Raw genomic sequence first — 12638 nt, 5'->3', positions numbered from 1 at the left:
AATTAATTATTAAAAAGGCCCGCCAATCGGCGGGCTTTTTTTGTGTGGTGAAGGAGATGAGCGGGTAACCAAAAGCGCCCTCCTGCTCACCGTACTAAGAAATACACTACGCGACTGTTTCGATGTCAAGCTGAGATGCCAATGCCTGGTTGGGGTATGTTATCAATCATATCAACTATGACGGTATAGCCCCACTGCTGGGTATCTACTGGCTCAAACCAAAGCTCCCATTTCACAGGTTTACTGGTTAATTGTGGAATAGTGAGGCCGGCCAGCCGGTGGGTCATCTCAAAATCTATAATCGGAACATCAAGAGCCATCCACTGAACCTCTGATTCAACAATAAGCCTGATTTTTTGCAACACTTCCGAGTATAATTCTTCAAACTGCTTAAAGAAGCTGCATTGTGCCAATAGAGAACTGGTGCTTTCAGCATCAATCATGCACATTATTGTATCGCCTATCGGAGTAAACAAGACGCTCTCTGCGTACCAACAGACGCGGGAAGCACTGAAGTCACACGATTCCTGGGTGAGCCGGCCAAAAAAGCCGTCTTCCATAATAACCGGCTTGCGAGATAAAAAAGAGAAAATCCCCATATCGTCCGAAGTAAGTCAAAAAAAATGGGAAGCCCGGCCCAAACCGAACTTCCCATTCCCAGAGGCTGACTACTCAGCATTAAATTCTCATTACCAAAAGCCCTACGCCGCCCGCATATGCCGCAACGGCGACTTCTCAAACTTGCTACGGCAGTAGCTCAGGTTGATTTGCAGCGCGTCGGAGCCTTCCTCCGATGGCATTTCGAACATGGCATCGGTCATGATGCTCTCGCAGATGGAGCGCAGGCCGCGCGCGCCGAGGCGGTACTCGTCGGCTTTCTCCACAATGTATTCCAGCGCATCTTCCGTAAAGCTGAGCTCGATGTTTTCCATGCCGAACAAGCGCTTGTACTGGCGCACCAGCGAGTTCTTGGGCTCGGTCAGAATTAGGCGCAGTGTGCTGCGGTCCAGTGGGTTGAGGTGGGTGAGTACCGGCAGGCGGCCAATCAGTTCCGGAATCAGGCCGAAGCTCTTTATGTCCTGGGCCGACACGTAGCGCAGGAAGTTCTGCGTGTCCACCTGCTCATCGAGGTTCGTCTTGGCGAAGCCCATCGGCTTGGTATTCAGACGGCTTTTAATAATACGGTCGAGTCCCGAGAACGCGCCACCGCAAATGAAGAGGATATTCTCAGTGTTCACCGAAATCATCTTTTGCTCGGGGTGCTTGCGGCCACCCTGGGGCGGCACGTTTATGTTGGTGCCTTCCAGCAGCTTCAGCAGCGCCTGCTGCACACCCTCGCCGCTCACGTCGCGCGTGATGCTGGGGTTGTCGCTCTTGCGAGCAATTTTATCAATTTCGTCGATGTACACGATGCCGCGCTCGGCCGCTTCAAGGTTGTAGTCAGCCGCTTGCAGCAGGCGGGTGAGGATGCTCTCCACGTCTTCGCCCACGTAGCCGGCCTCAGTTAGCACCGTGGCGTCGGCAATGCAGAAGGGCACTTGCAGAATTTTGGCCAGCATGCGGGCCAGGAAAGTTTTGCCGGTACCGGTTTCGCCCACCATGATGATGTTCGACTTCTCAATCTGCACTTCATCTTCCTGAGGCTCCTGCATCAGGCGCTTGTAGTGGTTGTACACGGCCACGGCCATCACCCGCTTGGCCTCGTCCTGGCCCACCACGTACTGGTCGAGGTGGTCCTTTATGGCTTTGGGTTTGATGAGGTTGAACTTGGGCTGCCGGCTGGCGTCCTGGGCTTTGGCTTCTTCGTCGAGAATGTGCTGGGCCTGGCCCACGCATTTTTCGCAAATGTGAGCATTGATACCCGAAATCATAACGGCGACTTCGCGCTTGCTCTTATTGCAAAAGGAACAGGATATTTCGGCCACGGAAAAAGGAATAGAATAGGGTGGAAGGGCAGGTTTTAAAACAAGCGGGCCCAAAGATACGACATGCCCAACGTCGGCGGCCAGAAAAATGGTGCCATTGCATTCGTCAGGGCCGGCGCGCAGCAACGCACGCTGCCCCATGAAATCGGTGCTGCTCAAGGGCAAAGCCCGGCGCAACAAAAAAGCTCCCGTTGAACCAACAGGAGCTTTTTATCGCTAGGTGAATCTGCCGGAAGCCGTCAAATTCACGAAAGTCAGCGGTTAGGCTTTCTTCTTTTCCAGTACCTCATCAATCAGGCCGTACTCTTTGGCCTCATCGGCCCGCATCCAGTAGTCGCGGTCCGAGTTGTCGTGGATTTCCTGATAGGTTTTGCCAGTGTGCTGCGCCAGAATGTCATACAGCTCCTTCTTCAGCTTCAGGATTTCGCGGGCCGTAATCTCGATGTCCGACGACTGACCCTGTGCCCCGCCCGAAGGCTGGTGAATCATCACGCGGGCGTGGGGGAGGGCCGAACGCTTGTTCGGAGCGCCACCTGCCAGCAGCACGGCACCCATCGAAGCTGCTAAGCCGGTGCAAATCGTGGCCACGTCGGGGTTCACGTACTGCATCGTGTCGTAGATACCCAGGCCGGCATACACCGAGCCACCGGGCGAGTTGATGTAGAGCAGGATGTCCTTTTTGGCATCGGCCGACTCCAGAAACAGCATTTGGGCCGTCAGAATGTTGGCGATGTAGTCATCCACGGCCGTGCCCAGAAACACGATGCGGTCCATAATCAAGCGCGAAAACACGTCAATTTCGCGGAAGTTCTGCGGCCGCTCCTCAATCACCGAGCGGGTCATGTTGGTGGGCAGCATCATGCCGTTGCGCACCTGACCTTCCATGTGGTTCAGGTACTGGTCCACGCCCAGGCCGCTCAGGCCCTGTCCTTTCACCGCAAACTTGCGAAACTCTTGTCTATTCAGTAATGGATTCATGGGAGAAAAATGTAGCGCCGCTTCCGCTGGCACAGGTGAGAATGTAGCGCATGCTTTAGCTTGCGCTGGTAAGGTTACTAAAGACGAACGAAGAAAGCGAATATTGGCAGGATGCCAATAAAAAAAGCCCCTACGTTTCCGTAAGGGCTTTTCCAAAAATCGGGTTGCGCAGTGATTAGCTGTGCAGAGTCCGGAATTCTTCGGCCGTTACGGGCTTGTCGGTAACAACAACTTTGCCGCGCAGGTTTTCGATTACTTTCTCTGCCAGAATGGCCTCGTACTCGCTCACGTAGTTCTTGCCGTTCTCCTGCTTGAGGAATTCGTTGGCGTAGCTGCGCATCGACTCGCGCATCTCGTCGGGCATGTTCGGCATGTTGAACTGGCCCATGATTTTGTCGAGCGTGCGGTCCACAATCTCGTCATTGCTCACTTTCAGGTCGGCATCTTCCACCACCTTGTTGCGAATCATGCTCCACTTCAGCTCCTTCTCGTAGTCGGCGTAGTGCTCTTCTACCTTCTCGGGCGTCAGTTTGCCTTCGTTGGCACGCACCAGCCACTTCTTGAAGAACTCCGTGGGCACCTTGATGGTGGTTTTCTCCACCAGTTGCTCCACGATGCTGTTGTTCATGGCACCGTCGCTCTCGCGGTCGTAGTTCGACTGGATGGTTTCGCGCACTTTGGCATCGAATTCCTCCTGGTTCGAAACCGTCTCGGGGCCGAATACTTTGTCGAACAGCTCCTGGTTCATTTCCGGGGCAGTCGTGCGGTTCACTTTCTCCACGCTCATCTCGTAGTCGCCGGTCGCCTCAGCAGCCTCCGTCTTGCTCAGGCCGGTGAAGTTCGAAATCGAAGCCGCGTCGTTGCTGAAAGCCGCCTGCAGGTCAAACGTCACCACATCGCCCGCCTTCTTGCCAATGAACTGGGCCGAGTCGCCGGTCACCTTGCTGATGGGCAGCAGGATGGTGCGGCCCTCAGCTTCTTCACCCGCCTTCTTCAGCTTGCCGAAGAGGTAGTCGCCCGCCTCCGACTCGTCGGGATTGGTCGTCTCACCGTACTGGCGGGCAATCTGCTCGTTGGTCTGGGCCAGCGTCTCGTCGTCGAGGCTCACCTGGTGGCGCTCCACGGCGAGGTCGGCGGGCAGCTCGAAATCGGGCAGCAAGCCCAGCTCAAACTGGAAATCAAATTCCTTAGCGGTATCGAAATCCACCGTGTTTGGTAGCGGCAGGGGCTCACCCAGCAGTTTAATACCGTTGTCCTTAATGTAAGAATCCACCGCCGTGTTGAGCATTTTGTTGAGCTCCTCGCCCATGATGCCCTTGCCGTACATCTTGCGCACCATGCCCACAGGCACCATGCCAGGCCGGAAACCCTTCACCTGGGCACGCTTGGTGTATTCCTTAATCTGCTTGTCGACGGCGGGCGCATAGTCGGCTTCGGTCAGGTGTACCGTCAGCAGCCCGGTCAGCTGCTCGTCGTTCTTGTCGAGAGTAATGTTCAAAACAGGGAGCCGACTGCTGCCGGCCAGATTGAAAGGTTGAAAAAAAAGCCTCCAGCCTATACGACTGAAGGCCTGCATCAGATAAAAGTGCGGATAGAGGGACTCGAACCCACACGCCTTGCGGCACCAGATCCTAAGTCTGGCACGTCTACCAATTTCGCCATATCCGCATAGAGGGCGCCGCAGCCGTTTGCTACGGGCCCGCAAAGGTACTCGGGAAAGTCTTTGCGCGCAATGCCAATATGCGCCGGAGTTGCTGTGAATCTGTAAGGGAGAACATAAGCACCGCCAAAGCGCCATTTGCGCGTATCTGCAGCGTCTGCGGTGCATGGTTGTTACACCTTTTTCGCCCCGGCGTTGTTACTTTACCTATTATGCCTCCCGTTATCTCTCCCGAAGCCGAACGCCAGGAAATCCTGCGTCACTACCGCCGCCTGCTGCGCACCGCCAAGCCGTACCTGAAAGATGGCGACACCAAGCTCATTAAAAAAGCGTTTAATCAGAGCCTGGAGGCCCATAAGGAGATGCGCCGCAAGTCGGGCGAGCCGTATATTCTGCATCCGTTGGCCGTAGCCCAGATTGCGGTGGAGGAAATCGGCCTCGGTACTACCAGCATTGTGGCGGCGCTGCTGCACGATGTGGTGGAGGATACGCCCACCGAAATTTCCGACATCGAGCGCGAGTTTGGTCCTAAGGTGGCCCGCATTATCGACGGCCTCACCAAGATTTCGGGCGTATTCGAATACGGCACCAGTGAGCAGGCGGAGAATTTTCGCAAGATGCTGCTCACGCTGAGCGAGGATGTGCGCGTGATTCTCATCAAAATCGCCGACCGGCTGCACAACATGCGGACCCTGGATTCGATGCCGCGCCATAAGCAGCTGAAAATAGCCTCCGAGACGCTGTACCTGTACGCGCCGCTGGCCCATCGCCTCGGCCTCTATACCATAAAGAGTGAGCTGGAGGATTTGTACCTCAAGTTCACCGATACCGAGACGTACAACGAGCTTCGCGCCAAGGTGCGCCAGAGCCAGACTGCCCGCAACCGCTTCATTAAGGAGTTTGTGCAGCCGATTGATGACGAGTTGAAGGCCCAGGGCTTCGAATACGAGATAAAGGGACGGCCCAAGAGCATCTACTCTATCTTGAAGAAGATGAAGAAGCAGAACATCACCTTCGATGAGGTGTATGATCTGTTTGCCGTTCGCGTGATTCTGGATGTGCCGCCGGAGCAGGAGAAAGCCGCTTGCTGGCAGGTGTATTCCATTGTGACTGATTTCTACCAGCCCAATCCCGACCGCCTGCGCGACTGGGTTTCCACCCCCAAAGCCAACGGCTACGAAAGCCTGCACACCACCGTTATGTCGCGCGCCGGCCAGTGGGTAGAGGTGCAGATTCGTTCGCGCCGCATGGATGACATTGCCGAAAAAGGCTACGCCGCGCACTGGAAATACAAGGATACCGGCAGCATTCAGCCCGAAAGCTCGCTCGAAGGCTGGGTGAACAAAGTGCGCGAGATGATGGAGTCGAATAACTCCAGCGCCCTCGAATTCATGGATGAGTTCCGCCAGAACCTGTTCGTGAAGGAGGTTTATGCCTTCACGCCCAAGGGCAAGCTGGTGATTTTGCCCGACAAAGCCACCGCGCTGGATTTTGCCTTCGATATTCACTCCCAAATCGGCATGCACTGCCTCGGGGCCAAGGTAAACCAGAAGCTGGAGCCGCTCAGCTACCAGTTGCACAACGGCGACCAGGTCGAAATCCTGACCTCGCACAAGCAGCGCCCCACGGCCGAATGGCTTAATTACGTCATCACGACCAAGGCGCGCTCCAAAATCAAGGATTTCCTGCGCGACGACAAGCGGGCCAAGGCCGAAGACGGCCGCTTTCTGCTCGAAAAGCGCCTGGAGCTCATCGACGTGCCCTTCACGCAGGACAACTTCAACCGCTTGCTGGCTTATTTCAACGCCCCCAGCGCCCAGGAATTCTACTATCGCCTGGCCGTGGGCCAGATTGACGGCCGCGTCATCCGCGAGTCGCTCTTCACCTCCGAAAAGCCGTTGCCGGCCGTGCTCGAACCCAAAACCTTCGACAACGAGGTCCAAAAAATTCGGGGCGTGAAACCGGATATGTTGGTGGTCGGCGAGCACACCGACAAGTTCAACTACAGCATCGCCCGTTGCTGCAACCCCATTCCCGGCGACGACGTGTTCGGCTTCGAAACCGACCAGGGCCTTATCATCCACCGCACCAGCTGCCCCCGCGCCGTCGATTTAATGTCGAACTACGGCAACCGCATCGTGCGCGCCAAGTGGACCGAGCAGCTCGAACTGGCCTTTCTCGCTGGCGTCCGCCTCAAAGGTTCCGACCGCGTGGGCCTTGTCAACGATGTCACGCGCATCATCAGCACCAGCCTCAAGGTCAACATGCGTTCCATCACCATCACCGCCGATGATGGCTTCTTCGAAGGCCAGATTATGGTTTTCGTCAACGATACCGACCACTTGAACAAGCTCATCCAGCGCCTCAAAAAAGTCGATGGGGTGCTCCAGGTCGAGCGGTTTGACTCGTAAAAAGTGAAAAACACAGCGCCCATCACCATTCACGGCACCGCCGTGAACGAGCGTACCCAGTGCGCTCACTACCACTCCCAGCGTGATATCATCGCCATCCGGCATAAGTGTTGCGGCGAGTTCTACGCCTGTATTCAGTGCCACAACGAAGCCGCTAACCACGAGGCCGAAGTATGGCTCAAAGCCGAATTCCAAGCCGAAGCCATCTACTGTGGCAACTGCCACCAAACCTTACCCATCACCCGCTACTTAAGCTGCGATAGTACCTGCCCGCATTGTCAGGCCGCCTTTAACCCCGGCTGTGCCAACCATTACCACCTCTATTTCGAGCAGTAGGCGCACCGGGGGACGCGTTCTATCAGAACAGCCGTACTTTTGTCCCACCGCATCACTCCTTATATATACAGTGAACAAACCCACCGCCGTCCCAACCTTGCCCAATCCCTCCGCCGATGCGGTTGGACAAAGCACGGGCGGCTCGTCCGAAACCGGCTACGCCGCTAAGCATACGCCCAGCGCCGCCTCCCAGGCTACCCTTAATACCGACAAGCTCGAAGAAGTCAAGAAGCTATTCACTGCCCACCTCGAAAACAAAGGCCTCCGCAAAACCGGTGAGCGCTACGCCATTCTCGAAGAAATTTACGCCCGCTCCGGCCACTTCGATGTCGACGAGCTCTACGCCGGCATGAAAGAGCGCGGCCTGCAGGTCAGCCGCGCCACCGTTTATAATACGCTTGACTTATTAGTAGAGCAGGGCCTTGTCAGTAAGCACCAATTCGGCCGCAACCTCGCCCAGTACGAAAAGAGCTACGGCTACCGCCAGCACGACCACGTCATTTGCACCGAATGCCATAAAGTGGTGGAATTCTGCGACCCCCGCATCCACGGCATCCAAACCATGGTCGGCGACCTCCTGAACTTCCATATCTTGCATCATTCTTTAAATCTGTACGGCATTTGCGGGGACTGTCGCGCCCAAGCTGCCGCTCGAAACTCCCACGCATGACCACCACCAGCACCGTCGACAACGGCATCCTGTTTGTGCGCCTCACCGGCGACCTCATCGGCAGTCCCGACACCGACCAACTTCTGCAATCCGTTAACACGCACCTCGGCGAAGAACTCAACCAGTGCGCCGTCGACCTCTCCGAAATTCGCTATATCAACAGTACCGGTATCGGCGTCCTCGTCTCGCTCCTTACCAAATTCCGCAGCCGCGGCGGCGAGATGGTCCTTATCAATCCAGCCGAACACCCCAAAAAGATGCTGGCTATCACGAAGCTGAACAATATCTTCACCGTTGCCGACGACGAAGCCGTCGCCCGCCAGCTCCTAATTCCGGCCGCCGTTTAGGCGGTCATTTTTTTGCCCCATCTCCAAGGCTGCGTTCCCTTTAGAATCAGTTGCCCCAATCCAGAAATCAAATTTCACTCATTTATAAAGTCATCCTGCCACCCAGCCCAGTCCGTCAGGCTCTCCCTCTCCCAAAGGAGAGGGGGCCGGGGGGGGGAGGTGAAGGACCAATCAACCCAACATGCCAGTAGACGTATTAGTAGGCCTCCAATGGGGCGATGAAGGCAAAGGCAAAATCGTAGACGTATTAGCGCCCACCTACGATGCCGTAGCCCGCTTCCAGGGCGGCCCCAACGCCGGCCACACCTTGTTTTTCGATGGCGTCAAGCACGTCCTGCACCAGGTTCCCAGCGGTATTTTCCACCCCCACATCCTCAACATCGTCGGCAACGGCGTCGTGCTCGACCCCGTCGTATTCCGCCAGGAGCTTCAGAAACTCACCGATAGGGGAGTAGATTGGTCCAAAAACCTCTACATATCCAAGAAGGCCCAGCTCATTCTGCCCTCGCACCGCGCCCTCGACCGCATCAGCGAAGAGGCCCGCGGCAACACCAAAATCGGCAGCACTCTCAAGGGCATCGGCCCCACCTATTCCGATAAAATCGGCCGCGTGGGTCTCCGCGTCGGCCATATTCTACTGCCCGATTTCGAGCAGCGTTACAAGGAAGCCGTGGCCCAGCACGCCGCCATCGCCGCCCACAACCACAAAGAGCTCGAAATCGAAGCCCTCGAAGCCGACTTTTTCTCTGCTGTCGAATTCCTGCGCACTCTCCAACTCACCGACACCGAGTACCTCCTCAACGACCTCCTCACCCAAGGTAAGCGCATCTTAGCCGAAGGTGCCCAAGGCTCCTTATTAGATATTGACTTCGGGTCCTACCCATACGTCACCTCCTCCAGTACCATTGCCGCCGGCGCCTGCACCGGCCTGGGCATCGCCCCGCGCCATATAGATAAGGTGTACGGCATCACCAAAGCCTACTGCACCCGTGTCGGCAGCGGCCCATTCCCTACCGAGCTCCACGATGCAGTGGGCGAGCAAATCCGCCAGGCCGGCCGCGAGTTCGGCTCCACCACCGGCCGCCCCCGCCGCACCGGCTGGATTGACCTGCCCGCCCTCCGCTACGCCATCATGCTCAACGGCGTCACCGAGCTCCACCTCATGAAGGCCGACGTCCTCGACGCCTTCACCGAAATCCGGGCCTGCACCCACTACCGCACCGCCACCGGCGAAAGCACCCCCCAACTGCCCGATCCCGGCGAACTCACCACCGTCACCCCCGAGTACATCACCCTCCCCGGCTGGAACACCGACCTCACCCAAATCACCGACGCCGCCCAGCTCCCCGCTAACCTAGTTGCTTACCTCGATTTCCTCGAACGCGAGCTCCAGGTCCCTATCCGCATCGTCAGCGTCGGCCCTGACCGCGTCAGCACCCTCCACCGCTAAGCCTGCAAAATCGATAAATCCGTTCGATTGAAGCACGGACGAAGCCCCGCGAGTTGCCTTTTCCATATGAGGAGAAAGCATTCGCGGGGCTTCTCGCCTTCAAGAGCAGGAATCATCCCTTCTCAATAACAGCACCGATTTATCTCTGCTTGACGCCTCAAAGCTTAATTGCAGCAGTCATCAACTGATATGGGAAATGATAAAAGCTGCCATCAGCTAACACCAGAAAGAGGTATCTATCTCCGTGTCTCCACATCCAGCCATTTCAATTGAAACTTTTCGCCGCAATAATCAGCCACTTACAACCTTGTTCCACCTATTTCGTGCACTACAGTTTGCTCCCCCAAAATCTCCTCCTACCTTTGCAGTCCCAAAACGTCAAACGGACTACGGGTTACGCCAAAAACACAAGTTGCTGGTAGAAATTGAAACCCTACGGAACTACTGCAACGACTAGCTTGTCTATTCCTTGCTAAGCTCACAAGCCTCGAAATTTATTTTTCGAATCTCTTGGAAAGCCGAAAAAAGCCGCCGTATCTTTGCAGCCCGCTTCAATCAGAAGCGCTCAAACTTGAAAATGAATCGAAAAAAATTAAATCTTTTTCGCCCAAAACTTTGAAAGTAAGAAATTATTGCTACCTTTGCACTCCCAAAACGAACAAAGCGCTGCAGTTATAACGATAACGGATTGAAAAGCAATCCACACTGATGTTTCAAATGGAAACATCACACGTTCTTTGAATGACGGAAATAGACAAAATAGTAAGTGTTCCACTTGCTTCTTCCTCGGAAGAAAAGCAGTGAAACAAACCAAGCGAAACGAATTTGACCATAATGTCAATATGTGAGCAAGGTCAGCACTCGACATCAGCCAGTTTTCGAACTGGTGTAGAACATTTTACAATGGAGAGTTTGATCTTGGCTCAGGATGAACGCTAGCGGCAGGCCTAATACATGCAAGTCGAACGGTCTTTAGCAATAGAGATAGTGGCGCACGGGTGCGTAACGCGTAACCAACCTACCTGAATCTGGGGGATAGCCCGCCGAAAGGCGGATTAATACCGCATAAAACTGCAGCTTGGCATCAAGTAACAGTTAAAGATTTATTGGATTCAGATGGGGTTGCGTGCCATTAGCTAGTTGGCGAGGTAACGGCTCACCAAGGCGACGATGGCTAGGGGAGCTGAGAGGCTGGTCCCCCACACGGGCACTGAGATACGGGCCCGACTCCTACGGGAGGCAGCAGTAGGGAATATTGGGCAATGGACGAGAGTCTGACCCAGCCATGCCGCGTGCAGGATGAAGGCTTTCTGAGTCGTAAACTGCTTTTATCAGGGAAGAAAAAAGGGGATGCGTCCTCTACTGACGGTACCTGATGAATAAGCACCGGCTAACTCCGTGCCAGCAGCCGCGGTAATACGGAGGGTGCAAGCGTTGTCCGGATTTATTGGGTTTAAAGGGTGCGTAGGCGGTTCTTTAAGTCCGGGGTGAAAGCCCACTGCTCAACAGTGGAACTGCCCTGGAAACTGGAGGACTTGAGTACAGACGAGGGTGGCGGAATGGATACTGTAGCGGTGAAATGCATAGATAGTATCCAGAACACCGATTGCGAAGGCAGCTGCCTCGACTGTAACTGACGCTGAGGCACGAAAGCGTGGGGAGCGAACAGGATTAGATACCCTGGTAGTCCACGCCGTAAACGATGGATACTCGCTGGTGGCGATAGATGGTCACTGGCTTAGCGAAAGCGTTAAGTATCCCACCTGGGGAGTACGCTCGCAAGAGTGAAACTCAAAAGAATTGACGGGGGCCCGCACAAGTGGTGGAGCATGTGGTTTAATTCGATGATACGCGAGGAACCTTACCTAGGCTAGAATGCGCGTGACCGGCTCAGAGATGAGCCTTTCCTTCGGGACACAAAGCAAGGTGCTGCATGGCCGTCGTCAGCTCGTGCCGTGAGGTGTTGGGTTAAGTCCCGCAACGAGCGCAACCCCTATGTTTAGTTGCCAGCATGTAATGATGGGGACTCTAGACAGACTGCCTGCGCAAGCAGTGAGGAAGGCGGGGACGACGTCAGGTCATCATGGCCCTTACGCCTAGGGCTACACACGTGCTACAATGGACGGTACAGCGGGTTGCCAACCAGCGATGGTGCGCCAATCCCGAAAAGCCGTTCTCAGTTCGGATCGGAGTCTGCAACTCGACTCCGTGAAGCTGGAATCACTAGTAATCGCGTATCAGCAATGACGCGGTGAATACGTTCCCGGGCCTTGTACACACCGCCCGTCAAGCCATGGAAGTTTGGTAGACCTGAAGCTGGTGCTCCGCAACGAAGCCAGTTAGGGTAGAACAGGTAACTAGGGCTAAGTCGTAACAAGGTAGCCGTACCGGAAGGTGCGGCTGGATCACCTCCTTTCTGGAGCGGCCTTGCTCACGATGTTACACGATAATTGGTACTGCTTGGTACTTACTCTTTGTTTATTTCCTCATTCAAATAATTTCTGAATACGGATTCTACGCTTGCCTTCGGGTATCGTCGAAACCCGGGCTTGTAGCTCAGGTGGTTAGAGCGCTACACTGATAATGTAGAGGTCCGTGGTTCGAGTCCACGCAGGCCCACTGTAACTAGCGGGATTGCTGCTGGATACGAAACTCGGGGGATTAGCTCAGCTGGCTAGAGCACCTGCCTTGCACGCAGGGGGTCAACGGTTCGACTCCGTTATTCTCCACCATTATAACATCGAATAAACTCAACAGGAGTTTATTCACTAAGTCATCAAACACAAGGATGACAAACGTTCTTTGACGTAAGGGGTAACAAAAACGAAGCGTAGCGCGCTTGCCTCAGCAATGGGGAAAGC

The 12638-nt window shown here is 55.2% G+C and carries 9 protein-coding genes, 3 tRNA genes and 1 rRNA gene; 8 read left to right on the top strand and 5 right to left on the bottom strand.

Annotated elements, in window-relative coordinates; all coding sequences use genetic code 11:
- Positions 1-125: 125 nt before the first annotated feature.
- The 5 genes from KQ659_RS14290 to KQ659_RS14270 all read right to left on the bottom strand — a co-directional run bounded on the left by KQ659_RS14290 (position 126) and on the right by KQ659_RS14270 (position 4571).
- Entirely contained in the window at positions 126-599 is a 474-nt protein-coding gene (locus KQ659_RS14290) for a hypothetical protein (RefSeq protein ID WP_216680444.1), read from the bottom strand.
- A gap of 102 nt (positions 600-701) precedes the next feature.
- Positions 702-1925 carry an ATP-dependent Clp protease ATP-binding subunit ClpX gene (clpX, locus tag KQ659_RS14285; protein ID WP_216680445.1) on the bottom strand — a complete coding sequence of 408 codons (1224 nt, stop codon included), beginning with the start codon at positions 1923-1925 and terminating at the stop codon, positions 702-704.
- Positions 1926-2186: 261 nt separating this feature from the next.
- Positions 2187-2903: a ClpP family protease gene (locus tag KQ659_RS14280; protein WP_168674339.1), complete on the bottom strand. Its 717-nt coding sequence runs from the start codon at positions 2901-2903 to the stop codon at positions 2187-2189.
- Positions 2904-3078: 175 nt separating this feature from the next.
- The gene (gene tig / locus KQ659_RS14275) at positions 3079-4401 is read right to left on the bottom strand and encodes a trigger factor (protein WP_216680446.1); all 1323 of its coding nucleotides are present in this window, start codon (positions 4399-4401) and stop codon (positions 3079-3081) included.
- An 88-nt stretch (positions 4402-4489) separates the two neighbouring features.
- A tRNA-Leu gene (locus KQ659_RS14270) sits at positions 4490-4571 on the bottom strand.
- A 204-nt stretch (positions 4572-4775) separates the two neighbouring features.
- On the opposite strand from KQ659_RS14270, the gene KQ659_RS14265 reads away from it, so the two are divergent.
- The 8 genes from KQ659_RS14265 to KQ659_RS14230 all read left to right on the top strand — a co-directional run bounded on the left by KQ659_RS14265 (position 4776) and on the right by KQ659_RS14230 (position 12509).
- On the top strand, positions 4776-6974 hold the full coding sequence (locus KQ659_RS14265; protein ID WP_216680447.1) for a RelA/SpoT family protein: 2199 nt from the start codon (positions 4776-4778) through the stop codon (positions 6972-6974).
- Between the two features lie 3 nt (positions 6975-6977).
- Positions 6978-7310 carry a CHY zinc finger protein gene (locus KQ659_RS14260; protein WP_216680448.1) on the top strand — a complete coding sequence of 111 codons (333 nt, stop codon included), beginning with the start codon at positions 6978-6980 and terminating at the stop codon, positions 7308-7310.
- A 97-nt stretch (positions 7311-7407) separates the two neighbouring features.
- Entirely contained in the window at positions 7408-7980 is a 573-nt protein-coding gene (locus KQ659_RS14255) for a Fur family transcriptional regulator (protein WP_216680449.1), read from the top strand.
- Positions 7977-8327, top strand: coding sequence for an STAS domain-containing protein (locus tag KQ659_RS14250; RefSeq protein ID WP_216688358.1), 351 nt, complete (start codon positions 7977-7979; stop codon positions 8325-8327). The genes KQ659_RS14255 and KQ659_RS14250 overlap by 4 nt, the downstream gene beginning before the upstream one ends.
- A 181-nt stretch (positions 8328-8508) precedes the next feature.
- Positions 8509-9777 carry an adenylosuccinate synthase gene (locus tag KQ659_RS14245; protein WP_216680451.1) on the top strand — a complete coding sequence of 423 codons (1269 nt, stop codon included), beginning with the start codon at positions 8509-8511 and terminating at the stop codon, positions 9775-9777.
- Between the two features lie 900 nt (positions 9778-10677).
- A 16S ribosomal RNA gene (locus KQ659_RS14240) occupies positions 10678-12193 on the top strand.
- 129 nt (positions 12194-12322) lie between these two features.
- Positions 12323-12396, top strand: a tRNA-Ile gene (locus KQ659_RS14235).
- A 36-nt stretch (positions 12397-12432) separates the two neighbouring features.
- A tRNA-Ala gene (locus KQ659_RS14230) sits at positions 12433-12509 on the top strand.
- The last annotated feature ends 129 nt before the right edge of the window (positions 12510-12638 follow it).

The sequence above is a fragment of the Hymenobacter siberiensis genome, assembly GCF_018967865.2.
GTDB classification, from domain to species: Bacteria; Bacteroidota; Bacteroidia; order Cytophagales; family Hymenobacteraceae; genus Hymenobacter; species Hymenobacter siberiensis.
The sequence above is the reverse complement of the archived record's forward strand: the minus strand, read 5'-3'. Positions and strand labels throughout refer to the sequence as shown.